The sequence below is a fragment of the Actinoplanes sp. G11-F43 genome (assembly GCF_050589265.1).
In the GTDB taxonomy this organism is placed as follows: Bacteria; Actinomycetota; Actinomycetes; order Mycobacteriales; family Micromonosporaceae; genus Actinoplanes.
In genome coordinates this window covers 15,724-40,256 of sequence record NZ_JBNZCE010000040.1, presented here as the reverse complement: position 1 = coordinate 40,256, position 24,533 = coordinate 15,724, and the positions used below count along the sequence as shown (strand labels likewise).

The following is a 24,533-nucleotide window of genomic DNA, read 5'->3' as shown; positions in this document are numbered from 1 at the left end:
GCGCGGAGAAGAGTGAACAGGCGGCCACCGGCCGGGCGGCCACGCGCTCACGAACCGGGACGGTCGGCCGATCAGGTGAGTGTGGGTGTCGGATTTCTCGAGCCGCTCGTCGACCGCCCGGTCCTGGCGGAGGCCTTCGCGCGCAGTCCGGTGCCGAAGGCCGTCACGAGCCTGACCCCCGGCGAGGCCGGCACGCTGGCCGAGGTCAACGAGGCCTTCTGTGCGCTGCTCGGGTACCGCCGTGATCAGCTGATCGGCCGTTCCTGGCGTGGGCTGGTGCCGGACGAGGACGTGCCCGCGGTGAACACGATCATCGCTTCGCTGGCCGGCGGCAAGGTCCGCGAGATCAGCATGGAGCGGGTGCTGTTGCGCAGTGACGGGACCCCGATCTGGGTACGCGCCCAGACGGTGCTGGTCAGCGACGGGGCCGGACGAGCGTACGCAGTCGGGGAGATCATCGACTGCAGCGGCCGGAAGGCGCTCGCCCAGAGTGAGGCCCGCTTCCGCACGATGATCGATTCATCGCCGATCGCGATGGCGGTGCTGGGGCCGGACGGTGACTGGCTGCGCTCGAACCCGGCGGTGTCGGCGCTGTTCGGCTACACCGGCCCGGAGCTGTCCTCGGCGCCGTTGCCGGCGTTGATCCACCCGGCGGAACGGGACCGGCTGATCGTCGCGCTGAACGAGCTGGTAGCCGCCGAGCGCGATGACTACCGGGAGCGGCGCCGGTTTCTGCACAAGGACGGTCAGGAGCTGACCTGCCTGCTCAACCTGACCGCGTTGCGGGGTGGCCCGGGGATCGCGGTGCAGATCCTGGCGCAGATCGTGGACGTGACCGCGGCCACCAACCGGGAGACCGAGCGGTTGCGGGGCACGATCGCGGTGCAGCGGGAGATCGCGGCGGTGGCCCACGACCGTACGGCGATGCTGGGTTTGATCGTGGATCGGGTGTTGCCGGTGTTGCCCGCCGGGGAGTGGGCGCGGGTGCGGCCGGCCGGGGAGCCGGTCACGCCGGACGACGGTGGCACGCTCTCGTTGTTGTCCGCGCCGATGCGGGCGCCCGGCGGTGTGGCGGCCGGGGTGCTGATGGTGGGCAGCAGCCGGGCGGGAGCGTTCACCGAATCCGATGAACAGCAGCTCACGCTGCTCGCCGACACGCTCGGCGCGGCTTTGCGGCACGCCGACGACATCGCGGCCCGCGATGAATCGCTGGAACGCTCGAACTCCGCGCTGCGCTCGCTGGAACGGGAGCGGGCCGCGGTGATGACCGCTCTGCACCAGCTGGCCCGCAGTGAGCGGCAGTTCGCCGAGGTGTTCGATCACAGCCCGATCGCCAAGATCGTGGTCGGGGTGCACGGCAACGACCGCGGCCGGATCCTGATGGCCAATCCGGCGTTCTGCCGGCTGCTCGATTACACACCTTCGGAGACGGTCGCGCTGCGGCTGTGGGACATCACCACCCGGCCGCCGGAGGAGCTGGAGCAGGCGCTGGAGGTCCTGGAGAGCGGAACCCAGACCCGGGGTGTACGGGAGTCGGTGCTGGTGCGGCGGGACGGCACCCACCTGTCGGCGATGTCGGCGACCTCGGTGATCACCGACGACGACGGGGTGACCGGCGCGGTCATCCAGTTGCTCGACATGACCGCCGAGCGGGAGGCGCGGGCCGCGGCGGACCGGCAGTTGCAGCGGCTGCGGCACACTCTCGCGGTCCAGCGTGAGGTCCTGGCGGTGGCCGCCGACCGGGACGCCACGGTCCGGGTGGTCACCGAACGTGCCGTCGACCTGTTCGCGGCGGCCGAGGGCGCGGCGGTCGAACTGGTCGACGGCGCGGATCTCGTCGACGTCGCCACCGCGGGCGGCCTGCGGACCGGAGGCGGCGGCCGTACGCCGTTGGCCGGTTCCGCCTCCGGCCGCGCCCTGCTCGCCGACACCGTGGTGCAGTGGCAGAACGACGCCGGCTCGATGCTGATCGCCCCACTGCACCTGGGCACGGTCGGCATCGGTGTGCTGAAGGTGGCCTCGTCCCGGCCGGGCGCCTTCGACGACGCCGACGAACAGCAGCTGGCACTGCTCGCCGACAGTCTCAGCTCGGCGATGCGGCACGCCGACGACACCGCCCAGCGCACCCGGGCCCTGGCCGAGCTGGAGGTGAGCGAGAACCGGTTCCGGCTGACCTTCGACAACTCGCCGCTGGGGATCGCCCTGTCTAGCCTGCGACCCGGCGAGACCGGCCGCTACCTGCAGGTCAACCCGGCGATGACGGCGATCACCGGGTATTCGGCGGCGGAACTGACCGGGATGACCGCCGCCGACCTGGAGATCTCCGCCGAGTCCGGGCCGGAGCGCCGCTACCGGCACCGCGACGGCCACCCGATCGGGGTGTCGGTGCGCAGCGCGGTGGTGCACGGACCGGACGGCACCCCGTGGTATGTGGTGGACCAGGTCGAGGACGTCACCGCCCGGCGCGCCGCCGACGCCGAACTGCGCCGGCACGCCCGCACCCTGGAGCTGATCCCGGCCGCGGTGATCGTCCGCGAACTCGACGGGACGATCCGGTGGTGGAACCACGGCGCCACCGGCCTGTACGGGTGGCCGCTCGCCGCCGTCCAGGGCAAGATCACCCACCAGTTGCTGGCCACCGCGTTCCCGGACGGCATGACCGGCGACGACCATGCCGCGGTGATGCTGCGCGACGGCCGGTGGGAGGGGCAGATCGACCATCTGACCGCCGACGGCCGGACCGTCACCGTGCTCAGCCGGCAGGTCCTGCACCAGCCGGACGACGGCGGCCCGCAGATCCTGGAGATCAACACCGATGTGACGGCGGCCCGTGCCGCCGAACTCGCGCTGGCCGAGAGTGAACAGCGGTTCCGGGGCCAGTTCACCAACTCGGCCGTCGGGCAGGTCATCCAGGGCCTCGACGGGCACCTGCTGGCGGTGAACCCGGCGTACGCCGCGATGCTCGGCCGGACCATCGAGGAGATCACCCATCTCGACAACGCCGACCTGCTCCACCCGGACGACCAGATCGAGCACACCGGTCTGATGGCCGGGCTGTTCGCCGGAGAGGCCGACGCCTACACCCATCAGAGCCGGCTGCGGCACGCCGACGGTCGCTGGATCGACGCCGAAGCAACCGTTTCGCTGGTACGCGACAACGCCGACCGCCCCAAACATCTGATCGCCGTCGTCACCGACGTGTCCGGCCGCCGGGCCGCCGAACGCGCCCGGGACGACGCGGCCGTCGCCCTCGCCGACCGGGCCAGCGAGCTGGAGGCCGCCAACCAGCTCAAACTCGACATCATCGGGATGCTCGGCCACGAGATCGGCAACCCGCTGACCGCGATCCGGGGGCACGCCGAAGTGCTCGTCGACGACTGGCCGCGCCTCACCGACGAGCGCCGGGCGCGCGCCATCGACGCGATCTACCGGCAGGCCGGGCGGCTCGACGACATCGTCCAGGAGGTGCTGGCGATGGTCACCATCGAGTCCGGCACGATCCGGGCCGATCGGCAGGCGCTGTCGGTGCGTACCGAGATCGGCCGTGCCCTGTCCCTTCTCGACGCGAGCGTCCCGGTGCTGGGGGAGGACCGGCGGGTGGTCGCGCACCCCGGGCATCTCCAGCAGATCCTGGCCAACCTGCTGACCAACGCCGCCAAGTACGGCGGGGGCGCGACCGCGATCCGGATCGTCGCGGCCGGCCGGCGGATCCGGATCGCCGTCGAGGATCACGGACCGGGCGTTCCGGAGGAGTTCCGCGACTGGCTCTTCGACCGGCTCACCCGAGCCGACCGGGACGCGCGAAGCGTCAACGGCACCGGTCTCGGCCTCTACATCGTGCGCGGGCTGGCGCACGCCAATCACGGCGACATCCGCTACGAACCGAATCCAGCGGGTGGTTCCCGATTCGTCCTCGACCTCCAGGCCGCGACTGATCGATAGGCGTAGGTTGATGGGTGATCCCTTACCCGAGGAGGCCGCGCCAATGACGTTCCGTGACCAACCTCCGTTCCGGGCCGACCACGTCGGCAGCCTGTTGCGCCCGCCCCGGCTGTTGCGCGCCAGGGAGAGCCGGATCACCGCCGAGCAGTTACGGGCCGTTGAGGACGACGCCATTCGTGACGTGATCCGGATGCAGCAGGATATCGGCCTGCGCGCGGCCACCGACGGCGAATTCCGGCGCACCTCGTGGCACATGGACTTCATCTACCGGCTCGGCGGGATCCGTCCCACCGACGAGAAGATCCAGGTACATTTCCGCAACGAGAAAGGCGAGCTGGATTTCGAGTCGGCGGCGCTCGCGGTCGACGGTCCGATCACCCTCGGCGAGACGATCTTCGGGACCGACTTCGCGTTCCTGGCCGGTGAGGTGGCTCCCGGGACCACCGCGAAACTGACCATCCCGTCGCCGAGCATGGTCCACTACCGGGGTGGCCGGGCCGCCATCGATCCGGCGGTCTACCCCGACCAGGAGGTCTTCTGGTCCGATCTGAGCGCGGCGTACGCCGAGCAGATCGAGCGGGTGGCCGCGCTAGGGTGCCGCTACCTCCAGCTCGACGACACCAGCCTGGCCTATCTGAACGACCCCGCCCAGCGACAGCTGCTCACCGAGCGTGGCGACGACGCCGAGCATCAGCATCTGCGCTACATTCGCCAGATCAACGCCGCGATCGCCGGCCGGCCCGCCGGGCTGAACGTCACCACGCACATGTGCCGGGGCAATTTCCGGTCCTCCTGGGCGGCCGAGGGCGGCTACGATTTCGTCGCCGAGGCGCTGTTCAGCGAATTGGCGGTGGACGGTTTCTTCCTGGAGTACGACGACGACCGGTCCGGCGGTTTCGCCCCACTGCGGTTCGTGCCCCCGGGAAAGACCGTGGTGCTCGGCCTGGTCACCACCAAACGCGGCGAACTGGAGTCGAAGGACGATCTGAAACGCCGTATCGACGAGGCGGCCCGTTACGTCCCGCTCGACCAGCTCTGCCTCTCCCCGCAGTGCGGTTTCTCCTCCACGGTCGAGGGCAACACCCTCACCTACGACGAACAGGTCGCCAAACTCCGCCTGATCGCCGAGACCGCCGAGGAGGTCTGGGGATGAATCGGGCATCCGGCCAATCCGGCCTTCTCGTTCTACCGGGCGGGCCGAACACGCCGCGCTGAACCGGCGTCAGGACGCCTGGAGCATTTCGCTGTCGGCGAGCCAGACCTCGGCCAGAGTGGTGACCGGGATGCCCAGCACACCGGCCAGGCAGACCACGGTGCCGAAGGCGGGGGAGGGCAGCCGTCCGCCCTCGATCTTGCGCAGTGTCTCCGGGGAGATGCCGGCCTCGACCGCCACCTCGGCGAGGCCCCGGGTGCCCCGCGCCGACCGGAGCGCGGCGCCGAGGCGCTGGCCGGCGGCGATCTGTTCAGGGGTGAGCGGTGGGCGAACCATGGGAGGAGGATATCCTGCCGGACGCGGTGGTATAACTATACCGGTCTGGAGAGGAAGGAACCGTCGTGATCGAGTTGAAGTCCCCGGAGGAGATCGGGCGGATGGCCGTGACCGGCCATTTCGTCGGCGAGCTGCTCGGTGAGCTGAAGGGGATCGCCGACGTCGGCGTCAACCTGATGGACCTGGAGAAGTATGCCCGGCGCCGGATCAAGGAGCGCGGCGCCGAGTCCTGCTACTGGGACTACGAGCCGTCGTTCGGCCGCGGCCCGTTCCGCAACGTGCTGTGCCTGTCGGTCAACGACGCGGTGCTGCACGGGCTCCCGCACGACTACGTGCTGCGCGACGGCGACCTGCTCAGCGTCGACATGGCGGTCGGCATCGACGGCTGGGTCACCGACTCGGCGTTCTCGGTGGTTGTCGGCACGCCCGACCCGGCCGACCTGGTGCTGATCGAGTGCACCGAGGTCGCCCTGGAGGCCGGGATCGCCGCGGCGGTGGTCGGCGGCAAGCTGGGTGACATCTCGGCGGCGATCGGCGATGTGGCCCGGCGCTACGGGTACGGCATCAACGGCGAGTTCGGCGGCCACGGCCTGGGCCGGACCATGCACGAGGCCCCGCACATCCCCAACGACGGCCGGCCGAACCGGGGCATGAAGCTCCAGCCCGGCCTGACCATCGCGATCGAGCCGTGGTTCTGTGCCACCACTGACAAGATCAAGTTCGACAAGGACGGCTGGACCATCCGGTCCGCGAACGGCTGCCGCACCGCGCACTCCGAGCACACCGTGGCGATCACCGAGGCCGGGCCGCAGGTGCTGACGTACCGCCCGGGTCAGGCGACCGGCAAGGGCCGGTCGGCCGTCACCGGCGCGGCGTAGGCCGGTTCGTGTGGCGATTTCCGGCTCGATCCGAGCCGGAAATCGCCACAAGAACTGAGGCCTGGCTAGCGGTCGTCGCCGCTGCCGCCGAGGACGCCACGGGCCTGCCGGTCGGCTAGCTTCGCCACGTTCGTCGTCGCCACCTCGTCGAGGGTCAGCCCGAAATGGTCGGCGAGGATGGTGAGATACCAGAGGATGTCACCGAGTTCCTTCTTCAGGTCCTCGGTGTCCCACTGGGCGAAGTCGCCGCCCTTGTCGCGCACGATCTTCTTCGCCTTCTCGGCGAGCTCGCCCGTCTCGCCCACGAGGCCGAGCAGCAGGTGGAACACCTCGTTGCTCTTGTCGCGCGGGGCGGCGGTCCGCAGTGCCGCCCGCTGGTATTCGTTCATCTCCACGCGGAAGTCATACCAGGGCCGGTGAACAGTGGAATTCGCAGCCGGATAACCTATAAACCCGACGGGATATATGGTTTGCTGGTCCGAGGTTCGGCCCAAGGGAGTGTGCGATGCCAACTTGCTGTACCAAGCGGCCACTGAACACGGAGGCACCACGGTGACCAGCGCCGTCGTCCGTGATTCGGTCGCCGCCGAACGAACCGGACATGAGCCCGGCACTGTCGCGATCATCGGCGGAGGCGCCGCCGGTGTGCTCGCCGCGCGAGCGATATCGAGGAATTCCGCATGGCGGACAGTCGTCATCTCCCCGGAGAACCAGCTCGGCCGCGGTGTCGCCTACGGCCCCGCCGAGGAATGGCACCTGCTCAACTCCCGTGCCGCCGCGATGAGCGTCGATGCCGCCGATCCGCACCACCTGTCGCGCTGGTGCCACGAGCGCGGCATCGAGGCCGGCCCGGCGAGCTTCCTGCCCCGGCCGGTCTACGGCGACTATCTCGCCGACGCGGCCGGCCCCCGGTCGGCCCACCACCGGGCCACCGCGATTGCGGTACGCCGTGCGGGCGCCGGATACGTCATCAGCGACGACACGGACAGTGAGATCCGTGCCGAGCACCTGATCCTGGCCCTCGGCAACCCGCCCCCGAGTGTGCCCGCGGTGGTCACCGCGGAGGCCCGCAACGACGTCGCGTTCGTGGCCGACCCGTGGGCGCCCGGTGCGCTCGACGCGGTGCCCGCCGACCAGCCGGTCCTCCTGCTCGGCACCGGGCTGACCGCGATCGACGTCGCGCTCACACTCACCCGGGATCCGCGGCACGCGCCGATCGAGGCCCTGTCCCGCCGCGGCCTGCTGCCCCGGGCCCACCCGGCCGTCCCGGCGCCCGCCGTCCACCTCGACCTGCCCGAGTCGGCGACCCTCGCGCCGCTGATCCGCCGGTTGCGGCAGGCGGTCGCCGACGGCGCCCACTGGACCGCTGTCATCGATTTCGTACGCACCCGGGCCGACCGCCTCTGGGCCGGCCTCGACGCCGGGGCGCAGCAGCGGTTCCTGCGGCACGCCCAGCGCTACTGGGAGGTCCACCGGCACCGGATGGCCCCGCCGGTCGCGGCCCGCGTCACCGAACTCCGCGAGACCGGAGCCCTGCTGACCCGCTCCGGGCGGATCACCGCGATCGAGCCGGACCCGCGTGGCGGCCTGCTCGTGCACGTCGACGGGGAGGCCCCGAAGCGGTACGGCGCGGTGATCACCTGCACCGGTCCCGGCCCGCTGCCCGGCTCGGCCGGCCCGCTGCTGGCCGATCTGATCGCGGACGGACTGGTCCGCACCGGCCCGCACGGCCTCGGCATCGACACCGATCCGGACGGCCGGGCGGCACCGGGGCTCTGGCTGATCGGCCCGCTGCGCAAGGGCCACGTGTGGGAGTCGACGGCCATCCCGGAGATCCGCGCCCAGGCCGATCGTCTCGCCGCCGCCCTGCCACAGCCCGCGGTGTCCCATCAGCATGCCGCTGCCCCGTCTCACCCGCGGACCGCCACCGCATAGAACCGGGACGGTCCGTCCTCGTATCGCAGCAGCTCCCAGCCGGTCTCCGCGGTCGACACCCGGAGCACCGGCTCGGCGAGCGGCTCGTCATCGCGCAACCGTCTGCCGTGCCGGGCGGCCAGCACCGCCCGGCCGGACGGGTGGAACAGCACCAGCCGCCCGCCCGGCCGGGTGATCCGGGCCAGCTCCCGCAGACCGTTAGCCGGGTTCGGCAGGTGGTTGAGCAGCCCGGCAGCGAACACCGCGTCCACGCTCCGGCCCGGCAACGGCAGATGCCGGACGTCGGCGAGCATCAGGAATGCGCCGTTCTGCCGGGCCCGCACCGACGCCTCGGCCAGCATCTGCGGTGTGTGATCGGCGCCGAGCACCGTGCCGGCCGGCCCGACCGCGGCCCGCAACGCCGGCAGTGCGCGCCCGGTGCCACAGCCCACGTCCACGGCGGTGCCGCCCACCACCAGACCCGACTCGGCTATCGCGGACGCGTACGCGGGAAGGTCTGATCCGAATTTGACGTCCCAGGTGGCGGCGCGGGTGGCGAAGAACGCCCGGGACTCGGTCCGGTACCAGCGATCACCGGGCACCAGCACCGGATCCATGTGCCGGATCACCGGCCACTCCGGGTCGTGCAGATCCATCACCACGTGCGCGTCGTCGACGCGATGACCGGGCCCGGTGCGGACCCGGACCGCCAGGTCCCACCGCCCGGCCGTCGATCAGGACCAATCTTCCGTGGTACGGCAGGGCGCTCGCGAGATGATCGAGCACGAGAGACCAGCGATCCATGGACTCATCATGCATCTGCGGCGCCATCGGGGATAGAGAGCCGAATCTGCAAACGATCGAGGCTTCTTCCGCTCGCACCTGCGGGACAGTTAGAGTTTCCGGCGTGACGGTGTTTCGGATCGGTGAGGCCGCGGAACTGCTCGGTGTCAGTGCGGACACGGTGCGCCGCTGGATCGACGCGGGTCGCCTGCCCGCGGGCCGGGACGAGGGCGGCCACCGGGTGATCGACGGGCCCGAGCTGGCCGCGTTCGTGCGGGCCAAGGGCAACGACCCGGACGAGCGGTCGGACGAGGTGTCGGCGCGCAACCGGCTGCGGGGCATCGTGACCGCCGTGGTCAAGGACACCGTCATGGCTCAGGTCGACATCCAGTGCGGGCCGTTCCGGGTGGTGTCGCTGATGAGCCGGGAAGCCGTCGACGAGCTGGACCTCCAGGTCGGCTCGGTCGCCGTGGCAGTGATCAAATCGACCACGGTCGTCGTGGAGCTCGTCAAGGGGAGGACCAGTTGAAAAGATTCCGGCTGGCAGCGACAGGGCTGGCGGCTCTGCTGGCGCTCACCGCATGTGGTGACGAGCCGGCGGCCCCGTCGTCGATCAGTGTTTTCGCCGCCGCCTCACTCACCGAGTCGTTCACCACGATCGGTGAGAGTTTCGAGAGCGCCAACCCCGGCACCAAGGTCGTCTTCAACTTCGCGGGCAGCTCGGCCCTGGCCACCCAGATCAACGAGGGCGCACCCGCCGACGTGTTCGCCTCGGCCTCCCCGAAGAACATGGAATCCGTCGCCGGAGCCGGTTCCCCCACCACCTTTGTCAAGAACCAGCTGGTCATCGCGGTCGCCAAGGGCAACCCGAAGGGCGTCGCCGCCCTCGCCGACCTGACGAAGCCCGACCTCAAGGTGGCCCTCTGCGCCGAGGCGGTGCCCTGTGGCGCGGCCGCCAAGACGGCTCTGGAGGCGTCCTCCGTCAAGCTCACCCCGGTCACCCTGGAGCAGGACGTGAAGGCGGCCCTGTCCAAGGTCAAGCTGGGCGAGGTGGACGCGGCACTTGTCTACCGCACCGACGCCAAGGCGTCCGCGGCCGACGTGGACGCGGTCGAGTTCCCCGAGTCGGCGAAAGCGATCAACGACTACCCGATCGTGGTGCTGAAGAACGCCGCGAACCCGGCCGGCGCGCAGAAGTTCATCGACTACGTGCTCTCCGCCGACGGCGTCGAGGTCCTCACCGAAGCGGGATTCCAGGCCCCCTGATCATGAAAACGGCTCGTGTACCCGTACCTCTGCTGATTCCCGCGATTCTGGGTTTGATCTTCCTGGTCCTGCCCCTGGCCGGGTTGCTGGTGCGCACGCCGTGGGCGACCCTGCCGGCCCGGCTGGCCGAGCCCGGGGTCGTCGAAGCCCTCAAACTGTCCCTGCTCACCTCCACCCTGGCGACGGTGTTGTGCCTCTTCCTCGGGGTGCCGCTGGCATGGCTGCTGGCCCGGGTCGAGTTCCCGGGCCGGCGGCTGGTCCGCGCCCTGATCACCGTGCCGCTGGTGCTGCCACCGGTGGTCGGCGGCATCGCCCTGCTGCTCGCCCTCGGCCGCCGCGGCCTGGTCGGGCAGTGGCTCGACGAGACGTTCGGGATCACCCTGCCGTTCACCACCACCGGTGTGGTGATCGCCGAGTCGTTCGTGGCGCTGCCGTTCCTGGTGATCGCCGTCGAGGGTGCGCTGCGCGGCGCCGACAGCCGTTTCGAGGAGGCCGCCGCCACCCTAGGGGCCACCCGCTGGACCACATTCACCCATGTCACATTGCCGCTCGTCGCTCCCGGAATCGCGGCCGGCGCGGTGCTGTGCTGGGCGCGGGCACTCGGCGAATTCGGGGCCACCATCACCTTCGCCGGCAATTATCCGGGCATCACTCAGACCATGCCGCTCGCCGTCTATCAGACGATGGAGAGCGGCGATCTGGAGGGAGCGGTAGTGCTCAGCCTGATTCTGCTGGTCGTCTCGGTCGCCATTCTGGCCGGACTGCGCGACCGCTGGCTGACCGCGCCGTGACCCCGCTGCTCGACGCGCATCTGGTCGCCACCCGCGGCGCGTTCACCCTGGACATCAACCTGCGCATCGCGGCGGGCGAGACGGTCGCGCTTCTCGGTCCCAACGGCGCCGGGAAAACCACCGCATTGCGTACGCTGGCCGGCCTCACCGATCTGACCGGTGGTCACCTTCGTGTAGACGGAAAAGATCTGTCGGCCACACCGCCGGAGAAACGCCCGATCGGTGTGGTCTTCCAGGACTACCTGCTGTTCCCGCACCTGTCCGCCAGAGACAACGTCGCTTTCGGCCCGCGCCGCCACGGAATGGACCGCAAATCGGCGCACGCGATCGCCTCCCGCTGGCTGGAGCGTGTCGGCCTCGGCGAACACGGCGCCCGGAAACCGCGACAGCTGTCCGGTGGGCAGGCGCAGCGGGTGGCGCTGGCGCGCGCGCTGGCCGTCGACCCGCAGTTGCTGCTGCTGGACGAGCCGCTGGCCGCCCTGGACGCCCGCACCCGGCTGGAGACCCGCGGTGAGCTGCGGCATCACCTGGCCGACCATCCCGGCGCCACACTTCTCGTCACCCATGATCCGCTGGATGCCCTGGTACTGGCCGACCGCCTCGTCATCGTCGAGCAGGGGCGGGTGGTGCAGGAGGGGGACGCGGCGACCATCACGGCCCGCCCCCGCACCGACTACGTGGCGCGGCTCGTCGGCCTGAACCTGTACCGCGGCACCGGCGCCGGCCACACCGTGACAGTCGCCGACGGCTTCACCCTGACCAGCACCGACACGGTCTCGGGCGAGGCTTTTGTGGCTTTTTCCCCGTCGGCGGTGGCGCTGCACCCGGAGCAGCCGTCCGGCAGCCCCCGCAACACCTGGCCGGCCGTCCTGGCCGACATCCAACACCACGGAGACAATCTGCGGGTACGCCTGGACGGCCCGGTATCGGTAGCCGCCGACATCACCCCGGCCGCCGCCGCCCAACTGGACCTGTCCCCGGGCCGCCGCCTCTGGGTTGCCGTCAAAGCCACCGAGACCCGCGCCTATCCGATGTCCGGCCAGTAGAAGTCGTTCAGCCGTCCCACCTTCTCCAACTCCTCGCGCAGCAGGCCGGCGATCTCCCAGAGAACCACGGCGGCGCCGCGATCGCTCGGATCGTGGTCGATGCCCCAGCCGATCACACCCTCGACCAGCCAGTGCAGGGTGCCCGGGGGCTGTGGCTCGGTCAGGATGCGTACCAGGTCCGCGTACTGGTGGGGAATGATGATGCTCTGGCTGGCGCCCGACGCGAAGCTGCGCCTGACCTCGTCGAGGCTGACGGTGTCCTGGACGCGGCCACTGAGCAGTGCCGTGACGCTGTCGATCGGAGGCAAGGTCAGCATTTCCTCGAGCCGGTTCCGGAGCGGCTCGGGCAGATCCGCATACTTCACGATTTCTCACCAGGTGTGCCGTCCCAGGGGAGCGGCCGGGTGATCCGGTGCCACCACCAGCGGTCCGGGACCGGTCCGCTCCGTGCCGCCAGCGCCCGGCCCCCGTCGTCGACGGTGGCGTCGGTGAAGCGGCGGTCCAGAATCGCCAGCACCTGGTTGCCCTCCAGGCCGGTCAGTTCGTCGCGATACCCCAGGTGGTCACGGTAGTAGTCGGCCGGATACCAGCCGTCCGGCGGCCAGCCCCGCTCCAGCCGGGTCACCAGACTCTCCCAGGCGGCCAGCGCCCCGACGATCTCCCGATCCCCTCGTACGCGATCGGCGAGCGGTGTCGGCATCCGATACTCGGGGATGACCTCGGGAATCGGCATTATTGGAATCCCCGGAATCCCGTCGACGGCATATTCGGCAGCCGTGATGCGACACAGGACGAGATCCTTCTCTTCGTCCACTTCGTCGTCGTGGATGACCGCCCGTGTCCGTTTGCCGTCTGGCCCGACCAGCCAGAACGCGTCCGGCCACGATGGGGCGGACTGGTAGGCGACCGCGCTACCCAGTCGTCCGGCCAGGTCCGCGGCCATTACCTCGTATGAGGGCCGCTCACCGGCCTCGGGTGCGAGATAGATGTCCAGATGCTGACGCAGATCCCCGCCGAGCGGAGTGACGGTGCACAGAACCGGCGCCCGCCAATTCCGGTCAGCGACCCGATTGCCGCAGACGTCGACAGACTCCACCGGAACCGAATACACCCCGGCCAGCGCGACAGCGAGCCGCTCCTGATCCGGGTCGTCCCGCAGCCAGAGCAGACACATCCGACTTCACCTGATTCACAACATCGCCAGGGCCGGCCGGCCCTGAACCTTCGCAATGATCCCGTCATCCATCACCATCACGACAAGCCCCGTGACGGGCGAGACGATGATGACGTGGCCATCCATCATGTACGAGCCGACCCGCTCACCGAAGTCCTTTGCAGGCTGGAGTCGTAACTGGGATCGTTGACGACGATGAGCGGCCCGGTCATGTCGGCGCAGCGACTCAGCAGGTCGTCCTCGATGTCATCCATGTCGCGCGTTTCAAGATCGAACCGTTGCCAGTCGACGGGCGTGTGCCCGGCGATCCGGTCCGGGCTGAATCCGGTCGACCCGGGAAGGACCGCAGCCAGCAGAGCGATGGCGAAACCCAGTTCGGATGCCGGTACTGACGCTCATACCGGCTCACTTTCACCGCCACCCCGACACGTCCCGTTTCCGATCACTGTCCGGAAGCTCCTTCGGCTTCCTCGATGGCCGCACGAAGCATCTCGGCGATCCCGCGAAGAAAGACGGATGCGCCGCGGTCGGTCGGGTCCTGGTCCATATCCCAGTTGGCGTCGCCCGCTGCGAGCCGGAGCAGTGTTCCAGAAGGATGTGGCTCGGTCAGGATCGTCTCCAACGCGACAAGAGCCTGCCGCAGGAAGAAAGTCTCGAATCGTGCCGCCGACCGAAACTCCTCCCGGACCTCCTCCAAGGTCGAGGAGTCGTCGACATGTGCGCGGAATAGCGATCTTACCTTCTCCATCGGAGGACGTTCGGTCAACTCCATGGCGCGGGATCGGAACGGCTCAGGAAGGCAGGATATTTCCATTGATTCTCCTCGCTATCGCCGCCGGTAGGCTGTAATTCCTTCGTCGGTGGTGGCAAACCATACAGACTGCTCGTCCTCCTCGTCGAGGTTCCAGCTTCTTTCGCTGTCTAGGAAATTTTGTCGTTCCTCTAATGGAATCAGCATGATTTTGCCATCGCCTAGGGGGCCGTCGCTGAGATAGATCTCGATCCAGCCGCGATCGAGTAGTTTTTGTATGAGATTTCGGGCAAGATCTCGTTGGCTTTCACCAGTTTCCGGTTCGGTTTCATCGCTTACCTCGATTACGACTTGCCAAAGTCCCGTGTATTCTTCGTATCCGAGCCATAAGAGATTTTTTTCTAATTGATTCGGCACGTTGCTGTCGTTCTCTTCAGTCATGTTGTTCTCACGTTCTACGTGTCATCTACAATGAGACCCGGGTTTCCCTTCAACAGAATCCTATAAGCCCTCGATCTGCCGTCTGAAACCCGTAGGTATGGTCCTTGGTGGGAGGGGTCGTCAAAGTTGTCCCATCCCATTTCAAGAATGATCATCTGTCCTTTGGCCTTCGGATTCTCAAAGCAGATTCCGCCATGCGTAGGCATCTTGCTCGGGTCTCTCACGGTCCAATGATCGGGAATTGCGTCCAGTACATCGTCCGGGTCTGCCCCTTCCAGATGAGAGATGTCCGGGAACCGTTTGAGCCTTTCCTTCTCGGGGTTACCGCCGGAAGGGTCGATGGCGATGTGTGGGGCGTCGCCGGTGTGGAGGGGGCGGGGGCGGTTCAGGCCGTCCAACGTCAGGGCGTCCATGCGAACCACGTCGGGGGCCACGTCGCGGCCCGTGTTCGTGTAGAGCGGGGAATTCTCTCGGACCGATCTCGTCTGGGGGTCCAGGTAGAGGATCGTGCCGTTCTGGTTCACCGCTGTATGGACGTGGGTTCGGCCGGCCTGGTCCTGCGTAGTGATGAACGCGAACGAACCGTGGCCCGTGCCCAGCAGATGATGATGCAGGCGGCTCTCGGCCATCCGGATCTCGGTGCGGGCGTCGTCCGGAGACAGGTCGCCCACATCGGTGAGGCCTTCGAACTCCGCCCCGGTCGTACGCTCGATTCGTCGGGTGACGCCCTTCTCCGGGTCGATCGGGCTGGTGACGTCACCGCGGTGGTAGCCGTCGAACGTTCTCGGGGCGGAAACGCGCGGGCGGGCATGCATGTACGAGTCGTAGAACGACAACACATTGTCGCCGCAATTGTTCGATCTCGTCGGGTCGGCTTCCGGGCCGCCGTCGTTCTGCAGGCCGAACCAGTCGCCGTCGCGCGGATCCGCCAGACGGATCACATTGCCGTGCTCGTCACGGGGCATCGCCCGCTCCAGGTCGGTCTGGTGAATCCGCAACGGCGGGCGCAGGCCACCCCGCTCGTTATAGCGGCGAGTGGTGTCGACCGAACGCGGGCCGTCGTCGCCGGCCAACGCCGAACGGTCACCCGTCTCCACCGGTCCGGGCGTGGTGGCCGCCCACGTCTCGTTGACCCTCTCCCAATCCGCGCCGGTCAGTTCCACATCGCCGATCGGGCCGCCACGTTCGATGTCGGACGCCTGTTGCCGCAGCTCCTCCGCCTCGGCGTACATCCGGATGCGGTCCTGCTCGCGCCTCGCGGTCTCCGCCGGGTCACCCAGAGCACCATCGATTCGGTACGTCTGAGCCAGACCGTCCGCCTCGTCGATTCTCGCCCCGGCCTCGGTGCGCAGATCCCGCGCTTTCTGCTCGCGGATCTCGGTGTCGAAATTGCGGCGTTTGCTGTCGAGTTCGAAGTGGTAGTCGGCTTTCGCGCGCTGTTCGGCCTCCCGATCCATCGGCGGCGGCTGCGGGGCGGGCACGTCCGGGGTGGTGACCGCGAGTTCGACGTCGTTCTCCGGCGCCGGCCGAGGCGAGGGATCCAGCACCGACAATGGGTCGTTCGCGGGCTGGGACCGCATCGAATCCGGATCCAGCACCGACAGCGGGTCGAACCGCTCGGACTGCGGCGTGTCGTTTTCAGGCGACGGCGCGGTATTGACCGTCGGCGCCGGATCCGGTCGCGTCTCCACCGGCGGAATCGGGGCTGGCTGCGGGGTGACCGGCGGACCCGGGGCGGGTGGCGGCGGGGGCAATGGCGGCGGCGGAGGCAACGGGGCCGTCTGCTGCTGGAATCGGGCCTGCTGCTGTCGCTGCCACGCCAGCGGTGGAGGAGGCGGGGTCAAATACTGGCTGTAGTGCGAAGACGGCGTATTCGGCACCGACATCGGATTGCCCTGGCCATCGACCATCAGCGCGTTCAACTCGACGACATTGGAGTCGTTCGCGACACCGGTGTGACCGTAGAGGGTGCTGAACTGCGGATTGATGGCGGAGTGCGCCATGGTGGTGTGGTCGAAGAATTCGCCGGTCTGCGGGTCGACGAAGATGATGTCACCGTTGTGGTTGACGGCGTTCCAGGCGTGGGCGGAATTATTGTGCCAAATGTTGATGATGATCGCCGTGGATCCGTGACCACCCATTCGCAAGGTGTCGATGATCATCTGGAAACCGGCGTCGACGTCGGCTTTGATGTCGGCCTCGGGCCGGCCGGAGTTGGCGAACCATCGCGGCGTGACACTGGTGAAACCGCTACCGGTAGCCGTTTCGGCTCGGTGATGCCCCAGGTTCTCGCCCTTGAGGGCGTCGGGTGTGCCGAAGCCGTAGGTGTCCACGGTTCGCGGAGCGGACACGGTCGGGCGTCCGTGCACATACGTCTCCAGAAACGACAGCGAGCAGTCCAGGCAGTTGACGCCCCGGAGCGGGTCGGCGCTGGAACCGCCGTCGTTCATCAGCCGCAGATAGGGAAGACGGGGATCCGCAGCCCGCAGCGGCCGCCCGTTCTGGTCGTAGGGGAAAATCCGTTCCAGGTCTTCCTGGTGCATGGGGAGCGGTCTGCGGAGGCCACCCCATTTGAGGTACGGCCGTGTCGTCCGGATGTTGGGCGGGTTGGTGGTGCCGGTCAGCGCGGACTGGTCGTTGTGCCAGATGGGGCGGTCGGCGTATATGGACAGCGACTCGTCATTGGCGATCTGATGATCTGGCCCGACGAGATTGATCCTGTGTGGGCTTCGCAGATCGTTGATGGCCTGCGAGCGTTCCCGCTGAGCGTCCTGCTCCTTCTGCTGGTGATAGGCCTCCATAGCCCGGAAACGGTCCCGCTTGCTGAAGTTGAGCCGCAGTGACGCTCGGTGAGCTTCGTGCCGTGCCTCAGCCTGTTTCTGCTGGGCTTTTGCGATCTTGGCGTCCAGCGGCCGGAGCGTCCGATCCCAGATATCGTTCTCGACGGTCCGCTTGTTGCGCGTAGCCCGGCTGAGGTAATCCTGTTCGGCTTTTGCCTGCTCTGGAGTCCGGGTTATCAGGTTTGGTGCACGATGCGGGCCTGTGGGAGTGATTACATCGTTGGTGCGCGCGGGGTCTGGCGACGGCCCGGCGCTCGCCGGGTGTCTTGGAGTTTGCACGTTCCCATCGGGGCTCATGGGCGAGGGGCCGGATGGGGTCGGCGTGCCGGGGATTGACGGCGATTTTGCCGGAGCGTATCCCGGACCGGGACCGGGGTTGGCCGAGATCGGTGTGGAAGTGGTGGGGCCGGATGCCGTGGGGGCCGGTCCCGGCGAAGGAGCGCCGGTAGGTGCCGGGTTGTTCGGCGGTGTGGTGACGCTGGGGCCGGTGGGCGACATGGTGGTCGGGCCGGTGGGAGGGGCCGTCGGTGTGGCGGTGATCGGGGAGGGACCGCCGCCTGCGAGTGACACGTTCGGGTTGGGTGGTCCGCCCAAGGGCCCGTTGTTGCCGGTGCCGGGCGTGAACGCCACCGGTCCGCTGGTCGAGGTGCTGCCGGCAGGCGAGGTGTGTACGGGTGATGTCGATGACGGCATACCGGTGTTGCCGCTGGTCTGTGCCGGGGCTTCGGCCGGAGGTGCGACCGCCGAGAGAGTGACATCGTTCGTTGGTCGGCCGCCGTGGTCGAACGAGGGTTGCGGCGTCGAATTAGGACCTGGGTCCGAGGCGGAGGGCACGCTCGGCGAGGACGATGAAGAGGTCGAAAGGCCAGAGCCGCTGTCGGAGCCGGTGGGCGAGAGAGATGTCCCGGAGGCAGCGGACACGGTGGAGTGAGAGGCGCTGTCACCTGAGGAGGGCGAGCCGTGCGAGGAATACGAGGCCGGGGCGGATGACGTCCCAGCGGGAGAGGCGGACGACGGCGAACCGCTGCTGCTCGACGAGGAGGCCGGCGAACCCGCAGAGGCGGAGTCGCCCCCACCGGAGAGATCCAGCACCGGCGAGCCGCCACCCGTACCGGACGAGGATGTTGATGGTCCGGATGAAGCCGGAAGCGGGCCGCTGAGCTTTAGATCGCCTCCGTTGAGACTGGCGCCCAGGTCTTGGAAAGCGCTGTTGGTGTTGGACACCGACGTGCCGACGGCACCCGACGTGCCGGCTTTGGCCAGGTCCTCGAAGCTCGGGAACTGGCCGCTGACCGCCGATCCGCCCATCTCCCCGAGCACCTCGGCAGCGGCCCCACGGAAGATGCCGTTCTTCCCGCCCGCTCCGATCCCGGCGCCGGTGGCGGCCGCACCGCCGGCTGCGCCACCGAGCGCCGACATGCCCAGTTCGCTGAAGGAGAAGTCGCCGTGCCCGACCGCGTCCTGATACGCCTGCACGCTGAAGTTGGTGATCGCCTCTTCACGGGCCTCGTCCTTGGCTTCGCGGAGTGCGTTCCGGCCGAGGTTCTTGAGTCCGCTCCTGGTGGTGAGGTCCTTGGCGACCCGCTTGCCGGCGTCCTTGAGCCCCTGTTTGATCGTCTTCTTGGCGAGCTGGGCGACGAGCTTCTTGAAGATCTGCTGGATGGCGAAACGGGTGGCCGCGATGATGCCGGCGGCTGCGGGCGAGGCCGCGCCGAGCGTGAGTGCGACAGTGGCGGCCAGGCCGATCAGCTCGATGACGAAAAGGCCGACCTCGATCCAGGCCTCGAGTTTGGCGGCCTCGATGTCGCTGGCGCACTCCCACACCAGTTCGGCCATCGCGTCGGCGAAGGTGATCAGCGAATTGAGCGGCGCCTCGTTCCCGCCGGCGGCGACCTGGTTCCACGCGGCGATGAAGGCGTCGATCGTGGTGCCGCTGCCGCCGTAAGCGTCGATGATCTGCTGCGCGGCCGTCACGGCGTCGTCGCGGGGCGCGACCATGGCATCGGCCAGGGCGTACCACTGGTCGGCGAGATCCCAGGTCAGTTTCTCGTCGCCCTCCGGCCAGTCGAAGCCGACGGCCCATTCGAGGGCCTCGTATGCCCAGCCCGGGAGATCGAAGGGGGAGAAGTCGAGAGGATGAGGGATGGGACTCGGCAGGATCGTCATGGCCTCAGGTCCGGTACGCCTGCTGGATCGTGTCGCCCGCCCGGGCGTCCGCATTCATGTTGTCGTCGACCGTTGCGACCGCGGCCTCACCGATGCCCTCGACATAGCGGGCGATGTTGCCGAACGCCTCGGTGAACTGCTGGAGCAGCGGAGCATAGTTCTTCTGGAAGGCCGCGCCGATGTCATCGTTGCCCCACGGCCTGCCCTCGCTGGTCATGGCGATGTCAGCCACTGTGCTGTTGTTGATGCTGACCAGGTCAGCCCCTACCATCGACAGCTTCCGCCCGCCCGCGGCAGCACGTTGCGGATCGAGGTACAACTCACCGGTCACCGTCGTCACCCGCCTCGCGCATCACCCGGTCCTGACGGGCCAGCAAGCTGCCGAACTGGCCGTCGCGCATGAAACGGGCGGCGCCGGAGTCCGCGGGCAGGATCTCGCCGACGAGTTCCTGCACCTGGTCGGTGGTCTTGGCGACGGCCGCCTCGACGGTCCGCAGAATGGTGCGGGCCAGCTGATCCGGGTCGTGACGGCGGTAGACCTCATGATCCAGCTTGAGGTCGACGAGCTGGCCGCGGGGGCCGACGGTGGCACGGACGAGCCCGTCCGGGGACTCCTCCGTCACATTCATCGTCGACAGGCGTTCCTGCAGGTCGTCGAGGCCCAGCCGGAGGCGCTGGTACTGCGACACCACATCGTCGAAACGCGCGCGAAGTGGGTGGTTCGCGTCGCGGTCGGCCTGTCTGCTCACGGCTGTCTCCCCGAGGACTCGCGAATTGACTGAGTGAACGTACCAGCAGAAATCAACCCTGGCCCGCCCCCGGCTGGCGAGGGCTGAGGGCTCTAAGCTCGCACGGACGGACCGAAGGGGGCGGCCTGATGATCACCTTGGCCGAGGCACGCGACATCGCCGGTGGGTGGGCCCACCGGCAGTCGTTCCGGCGTGGCTACGAGTGCACGCCGCACGTCGACGAGCTGACGCTCGGGTTCGCGGTCTGGATGCGGTTGCCGCCACAGGTCAGGACCCAGCCCGGTGAGGACCTGACCACCATCATCGACCGGGAGACCGGCCGTCTGACCCAATGGCCGCCGGCGCCTTTCGACGAACTGGACCGGCTCTACACCGAGCGCCGTCCCGCCGTGATCGGCCCGCACCGGACCTCCGACCCCATCGCCGAGCTTCGCCGTGAGGCACACCGCCGGGTCAGCCCATCGGTGGCCGCACACGTCACCCTGGGCGGCCGTCTGTTCCGTGCCCGTGGCGCCAAAGGTGACCAGGAACTGGTGCACCACCCGCTGGTCGCCCAACTGCTGGAGGCGATCCCACCGCCCGCCCGCATCCGTGGTGCCGAACGGCACGCTGAACTGCTCGTCGTGTCCGATGTCCTTTATGCGGCCGACAAGACCCGCACCTCCGACGCTCTGGCGCCGCTCAGCCTCGACGAAGCCCGTGTGCTGCTGAGTCACGGGGGGTTCGAGACGTTCCACATCCGCGAGGAGGGTGATCCGCGCGGCGGCAAGCCGGCCCCGCCGTGTGCCACCTGCTCGGCGATCCTGGTGGAGCTGGGATTGATGCCGGCGTCGGACCGGGTCCACCGGGCCAACCACGTGATCCGGCGGCTCACCTCGGGCGACGATCCGCAACCGGGGCGATTCCCGGCCGAGGTGGCCTGGGAACTCGCCGCCCGGAACTGGGGCCGCTCGGAGCGGGCCGAGTGGTACCTGGCGTACCTGCAGGATCCCACCGACGCGGAGCATCCGGTCCGGGAGTTCCCGGCGGCGCGTGAGGCGTTCCTCCAGTTCCACGACACCGGGCCGGACCGCAACGGCCCCGGCCAGGCGCAACGCGTCCGATGGTTCCAGATCGGGTCGGGTTCGATCGCCGGCATGGGTGACCCATTGCACGACCTGAGCCGGGTCGTCGGCGCCCGGCTGTTCCCCCTCGGCACCGAGGGCTTCGACGAGGCGATCCTGGCGATCGACGAGCGGGGCCGTGTCTTCTCGCTCGACCAGGGCGGCGAGTGGTTCGTCGGGGAGACCCTCGACGAGGCGATCATCGCGCTGGTCATGGGCCTGCCGGCCGCCCGCATCCGTGACGACGGCACCTGGAGGAGTCAGCAGTGATCACCCGTGCGGAGGCCGACGCCATCGCGGCGACCTGGGCCCGTGCCTACACCCTCGCCGGCCGGGCGCGCGATGCCCGGGTCGAGGAGTTCGACCTCGGCTTCATCGTCCGGTTGACCGCGCCCGCCCCGACCGGGCCGGACTCGCCGCCGATCGAGAGCGGCGGTGGCGTCCAGGTGATCGACCGGGAGACCGGGCGGTTGTCCACGTGGCCGCCGGTGCCGTCGGAGAACGTGCAGCGGATGTACCGGGAACGGCGCGCCGACATCGTCGACCCGCCACGGACCGCCGATGCCGAGGTGCAACTGCGGCGCGAGATCCACCGGCGGGTGGCGCCGAGCATCGCCGCGCACGCGACAGTGGACGGGCGGGTCTACACCGCACGCGGCGCGAAGGGCGACCAGAAGCTCAACCATCACCGCCTGGTGCTGGAGCGGCTGGCCGAGCAGACTCCGCAGGAGAAAGTTCGCGGCCACGAACGGCACGCCGAACTGATCGCCTGCTCCGACGCCCTGCACGACGTGGATCGACGACGGGCAATAGACAGGCAGCCGCCGATCACGCTGGACGAGGCGCGGGTGCTGTTCCGGAACTCGCAATTCCAGACCTTCCAGATCCAGGGCCCCGGCGACCCGCGAGCCGGCAAACCCAACGACCCGTGTGAGACGTGCATCTATGCGCTGACTCAACTGGCCTTGTTGCCGTGGCACCTGACCGGCGCGCTGCACGGGTTCACGGCGCAGCCGAAGTTCAACCCGGATCCCTCCCGGTTCTCCGATGTGGTCGCTTCGGAATTGCTCGGCGGAGTTCCCATGACGGACCTACCAGAGGGCATCCTTGCCGAAATGGCACAAATAACTCTGGATGACGAGGTTCTGCCAGTTGTCGGCCAGCAGTACCAGCATGAGTCATTTCCGGCGTTGGCCGAGGCAGTGGGCCATACCGGGCCGGTCGTGGGCGCCCGCCGGGTTCCCGGTCTGGCACAGCGGTCGCGCCTTTTCGAGATCGATCCCACCGAGGCGCCGCATACCGCTGACCTGCTGCACGAGTTCGGCCAGGTGATCGGTGCGCGGCTGCTTCCGTTGGGCCGGGTGAACAACGAGTCGGTGCTGGCCATCGATGAGCACGGCCGGATCTTCGACCTGGATCAGGCTGGCGAGTGGTTCGTGGCCGACACCTACCTGGAGGCTCTGGAGATCCTGACGATGGGCGGCCGCACCTACCGAGTCCGCGACGACGGCACCTGGGGACCGGGCGCCGAGTCCGAAGAGTAGGGCCGTCGGTGGCCGAGGGTGAAAGTGCCGAAAGAGCGAGCATCGGTGAGCGTGGCGGGGGGAACAGGCCCCGGCCCCGGGCGATCCTATGGAGCGGGGTTCACCTCTGGGCGGGCCGGGGGAGTGGGGTTCGGGTTCGGCGGTGAGGCGAGTCTGGGGTTGCCCGGTGGTCGTGTCGTCGAGATTCTCGATGTGGGTGATCTGTCGGGGGTGCCGGTCTTCTTTCAGCCGGGATCGCCCAACACGCGGATCATGGGGCGGCTGTGGCATCCGGCGGCGGTGGCGGCCGGGGCTCGGTTGATCGCTGTCAGCCGTCCGGGGTATGACGGGTCGACCGCTGTCGTCGGGCGGCCGATGCTGTCGATGGCAGGGGCTGACATCGCTGACCTGGCCGATCTGCTCGGGATCGAGGAGTACGGGGTGGTCGGGTCGTCGGGTGGTGGGCCGTTCGCGGTTGCGGCAGCGGCTGCCGACCCCGAGCGGGTGCGTGCCCTCGCGGTGGTCGCCGGGGCCGGGCCGTGGCGGGAGATCGCTGACGCCTCGTTCGAGCCGGAGGAACGCGCGTGCCTGGCCCGGCTGGACGCCGGTGATCTCGCGGGCGCCCGGGACGGCATGCGCCACCTGATCGAGAACGTCTGGCAGGCTGACCTGCGGGCCCTCGACGGCCAGGCGCGGCTGCGAGCGTGGCTCGGTGATGATCCGCTGGCCGGTGACGAGACCTATCGTTCGATCATGGCGGATGCGATGCGCGCGGTGCTGGACGGCACCGAGGGCGCGATCTTCGACGCTCTCGCGATCGGTGCCGGATGGGACATCGATCTGGACAGGATCAGGGCTGAGACCAGGCTCTGGTACGGAGACGCCGACGAGGTGTGCCCGGTGACATATGGGCGCTGGTATGCCGACCGTATCGCCGCCGCCGAGATCGTCGTGCTGCCCGGCGCCGGCCATCTGGCGGTAGCCGACGCGCACCGGTCCGAGGTTCTGACGGCCGTGACCGGGGGTGTCTCCCGGCCACGGCCGTGAACGCGGGGCCGGCCGTGCGAAGGGCGGTGCTGGAAGGGCTGTCAGACGCGGCACTGCCAGGTGGTGGCGTTGTGGAAGTCGGTGAAACGGTCCAGTCTGGCGTAGCCGTGGGTCAGGGCCGTGCAGGCCGCGGCCACGTTGATGGCGTAGTAGGTGGGGCCGGCCCGGCTGTACTGCACGCAATGCCAGTCGTAGACCGTGTCGCCCAGCAGGGCCGCGTCGCTGTAGCCCGAGTCGGTGCAGTATTTCGTGAAGTCGGGGGTGACCACGTCCTGCTGAACCAGCCAGCAAGTCACCGAACGGGGATCGTGGAAGTCGGCGATCCGGTCGACGGCGTGTTCGCTGCCGTACGTCCACCGGCATGCCGCGTCGAATGCCACGTCACCCCGCTCACCACCGTCGCGCACACAATGCCAGTCGTAGGCGGTCGGCCCGCTCAGTGTGGCGTCCGTGTAGCCGACGGACCGGCAGTAGGCGCCCAGGTCGAGCCCACCGAGCGAGGTGGGCGGCGGCGGTGACGCGGACGCCGGCATGACGAGCGCTAGCACACCGACCGCGCCGACGAGCACGGCCAGCAAGAACTTGCCGAGCGGAAAGATGGCTCTCCATGAGGATGAGTTCACGCGACGA

General features: G+C 68.8%; 23 protein-coding genes. 11 read left to right on the top strand and 12 right to left on the bottom strand.

What is annotated here, in order from left to right; genetic code table 11:
- Window positions 1-81: 81 nt before the first annotated feature.
- Together ACQ0O7_RS36280 and ACQ0O7_RS36275 are read left to right on the top strand one after the other, a co-directional pair.
- Window positions 82-3,942 carry a PAS domain S-box protein gene (locus tag ACQ0O7_RS36280; RefSeq protein ID WP_430789269.1) on the top strand — a complete coding sequence of 1,287 codons (3,861 nt, stop codon included), beginning with the start codon at window positions 82-84 and terminating at the stop codon, window positions 3,940-3,942.
- 43 nt (window positions 3,943-3,985) lie between these two features.
- Window positions 3,986-5,095, top strand: a complete 1,110-nt coding sequence (locus ACQ0O7_RS36275; protein ID WP_430789268.1) for a 5-methyltetrahydropteroyltriglutamate--homocysteine S-methyltransferase — start codon at window positions 3,986-3,988, stop codon at window positions 5,093-5,095.
- Between the two features lie 69 nt (window positions 5,096-5,164).
- Here ACQ0O7_RS36275 and ACQ0O7_RS36270 read toward each other — a convergent pair whose 3' ends face one another.
- Window positions 5,165-5,431: a helix-turn-helix domain-containing protein gene (locus ACQ0O7_RS36270; protein ID WP_430789266.1), complete on the bottom strand. Its 267-nt coding sequence runs from the start codon at window positions 5,429-5,431 to the stop codon at window positions 5,165-5,167.
- 65 nt (window positions 5,432-5,496) lie between these two features.
- On the opposite strand from ACQ0O7_RS36270, the gene map reads away from it, so the two are divergent.
- On the top strand, window positions 5,497-6,309 hold the full coding sequence (map, locus tag ACQ0O7_RS36265) for a type I methionyl aminopeptidase (protein WP_430789264.1): 813 nt from the start codon (window positions 5,497-5,499) through the stop codon (window positions 6,307-6,309).
- 65 nt (window positions 6,310-6,374) lie between these two features.
- On the opposite strand, the gene ACQ0O7_RS36260 is transcribed toward map, so the two are convergent.
- Entirely contained in the window at window positions 6,375-6,698 is a 324-nt protein-coding gene (locus tag ACQ0O7_RS36260; RefSeq protein WP_430789292.1) for a nucleoside triphosphate pyrophosphohydrolase family protein, read from the bottom strand.
- Window positions 6,699-6,861: 163 nt separating this feature from the next.
- On the opposite strand from ACQ0O7_RS36260, the gene ACQ0O7_RS36255 reads away from it, so the two are divergent.
- Entirely contained in the window at window positions 6,862-8,244 is a 1,383-nt protein-coding gene (locus ACQ0O7_RS36255; RefSeq protein ID WP_430789262.1) for an FAD/NAD(P)-binding protein, read from the top strand.
- On the opposite strand, the gene ACQ0O7_RS36250 is transcribed toward ACQ0O7_RS36255, so the two are convergent.
- Window positions 8,220-8,879: a class I SAM-dependent methyltransferase gene (locus tag ACQ0O7_RS36250; protein WP_430789290.1), complete on the bottom strand. Its 660-nt coding sequence runs from the start codon at window positions 8,877-8,879 to the stop codon at window positions 8,220-8,222. The genes ACQ0O7_RS36255 and ACQ0O7_RS36250 overlap by 25 nt on opposite strands.
- Before the next feature lie 251 nt (window positions 8,880-9,130).
- On the opposite strand from ACQ0O7_RS36250, the gene ACQ0O7_RS36245 reads away from it, so the two are divergent.
- From ACQ0O7_RS36245 to ACQ0O7_RS36230, 4 genes are read left to right on the top strand one after another with little or no spacing between them, the layout of a single operon-like run.
- On the top strand, window positions 9,131-9,535 hold the full coding sequence (locus ACQ0O7_RS36245) for a TOBE domain-containing protein (RefSeq protein WP_430789260.1): 405 nt from the start codon (window positions 9,131-9,133) through the stop codon (window positions 9,533-9,535).
- Window positions 9,532-10,272 carry a molybdate ABC transporter substrate-binding protein gene (gene modA, locus ACQ0O7_RS36240; protein WP_430789258.1) on the top strand — a complete coding sequence of 247 codons (741 nt, stop codon included), beginning with the start codon at window positions 9,532-9,534 and terminating at the stop codon, window positions 10,270-10,272. Before ACQ0O7_RS36245 ends, modA begins: the two co-directional genes overlap by 4 nt.
- Before the next feature lie 2 nt (window positions 10,273-10,274).
- Window positions 10,275-11,063: an ABC transporter permease gene (locus tag ACQ0O7_RS36235; RefSeq protein WP_430789257.1), complete on the top strand. Its 789-nt coding sequence runs from the start codon at window positions 10,275-10,277 to the stop codon at window positions 11,061-11,063.
- Window positions 11,060-12,109 (top strand): ABC transporter ATP-binding protein, encoded by a 1,050-nt coding sequence (locus ACQ0O7_RS36230; RefSeq protein WP_430789255.1) that lies wholly within the window; start codon window positions 11,060-11,062, stop codon window positions 12,107-12,109. The genes ACQ0O7_RS36235 and ACQ0O7_RS36230 overlap by 4 nt, the downstream gene beginning before the upstream one ends.
- Here the strand turns inward: ACQ0O7_RS36230 and ACQ0O7_RS36225 are convergent.
- The 8 genes from ACQ0O7_RS36225 to ACQ0O7_RS36190 form a co-directional block, all read right to left on the bottom strand.
- Complete coding sequence (locus tag ACQ0O7_RS36225) at window positions 12,088-12,426, bottom strand: hypothetical protein (RefSeq protein ID WP_430789253.1); 339 nt, start codon at window positions 12,424-12,426, stop codon at window positions 12,088-12,090. The genes ACQ0O7_RS36230 and ACQ0O7_RS36225 overlap by 22 nt on opposite strands.
- Window positions 12,427-12,470: 44 nt before the next feature.
- On the bottom strand, window positions 12,471-13,283 hold the full coding sequence (locus tag ACQ0O7_RS36220; RefSeq protein WP_430789252.1) for a hypothetical protein: 813 nt from the start codon (window positions 13,281-13,283) through the stop codon (window positions 12,471-12,473).
- 125 nt (window positions 13,284-13,408) lie between these two features.
- Window positions 13,409-13,537 (bottom strand): hypothetical protein, encoded by a 129-nt coding sequence (locus tag ACQ0O7_RS36215; RefSeq protein WP_430789250.1) that lies wholly within the window; start codon window positions 13,535-13,537, stop codon window positions 13,409-13,411.
- Between the two features lie 188 nt (window positions 13,538-13,725).
- Window positions 13,726-14,055 carry a hypothetical protein gene (locus ACQ0O7_RS36210; RefSeq protein ID WP_430789248.1) on the bottom strand — a complete coding sequence of 110 codons (330 nt, stop codon included), beginning with the start codon at window positions 14,053-14,055 and terminating at the stop codon, window positions 13,726-13,728.
- A 54-nt stretch (window positions 14,056-14,109) separates the two neighbouring features.
- Complete coding sequence (locus tag ACQ0O7_RS36205) at window positions 14,110-14,475, bottom strand: hypothetical protein (protein ID WP_430789246.1); 366 nt, start codon at window positions 14,473-14,475, stop codon at window positions 14,110-14,112.
- 14 nt (window positions 14,476-14,489) lie between these two features.
- Window positions 14,490-19,481, bottom strand: coding sequence for a toxin glutamine deamidase domain-containing protein (locus ACQ0O7_RS36200; RefSeq protein WP_430789244.1), 4,992 nt, complete (start codon window positions 19,479-19,481; stop codon window positions 14,490-14,492).
- Window positions 19,482-19,485: 4 nt separating this feature from the next.
- Window positions 19,486-19,812, bottom strand: coding sequence for a hypothetical protein (locus tag ACQ0O7_RS36195; RefSeq protein ID WP_430789242.1), 327 nt, complete (start codon window positions 19,810-19,812; stop codon window positions 19,486-19,488).
- Window positions 19,802-20,230 carry a YbaB/EbfC family nucleoid-associated protein gene (locus ACQ0O7_RS36190; protein ID WP_430789240.1) on the bottom strand — a complete coding sequence of 143 codons (429 nt, stop codon included), beginning with the start codon at window positions 20,228-20,230 and terminating at the stop codon, window positions 19,802-19,804. Before ACQ0O7_RS36190 ends, ACQ0O7_RS36195 begins: the two co-directional genes overlap by 11 nt.
- A gap of 128 nt (window positions 20,231-20,358) precedes the next feature.
- Here ACQ0O7_RS36190 and ACQ0O7_RS36185 point away from each other — a divergent pair, with 128 nt between their 5' ends.
- The 3 genes from ACQ0O7_RS36185 to ACQ0O7_RS36175 all read left to right on the top strand — a co-directional run bounded on the left by ACQ0O7_RS36185 (window position 20,359) and on the right by ACQ0O7_RS36175 (window position 23,903).
- Window positions 20,359-21,603 carry an SUKH-3 domain-containing protein gene (locus ACQ0O7_RS36185; RefSeq protein ID WP_430789238.1) on the top strand — a complete coding sequence of 415 codons (1,245 nt, stop codon included), beginning with the start codon at window positions 20,359-20,361 and terminating at the stop codon, window positions 21,601-21,603.
- Window positions 21,604-21,716: 113 nt separating this feature from the next.
- A complete protein-coding gene (locus ACQ0O7_RS36180) occupies window positions 21,717-22,877 on the top strand; it encodes an SUKH-3 domain-containing protein (RefSeq protein WP_430789236.1) in 1,161 nt (386 codons plus the stop codon).
- Window positions 22,878-22,895: 18 nt separating this feature from the next.
- The gene (locus ACQ0O7_RS36175) at window positions 22,896-23,903 is read left to right on the top strand and encodes an alpha/beta fold hydrolase (protein ID WP_430789234.1); all 1,008 of its coding nucleotides are present in this window, start codon (window positions 22,896-22,898) and stop codon (window positions 23,901-23,903) included.
- Between the two features lie 41 nt (window positions 23,904-23,944).
- Here the strand turns inward: ACQ0O7_RS36175 and ACQ0O7_RS36170 are convergent, their stop codons facing one another.
- Complete coding sequence (locus tag ACQ0O7_RS36170; RefSeq protein ID WP_430789232.1) at window positions 23,945-24,526, bottom strand: hypothetical protein; 582 nt, start codon at window positions 24,524-24,526, stop codon at window positions 23,945-23,947.
- Window positions 24,527-24,533 lie beyond the last annotated feature (7 nt).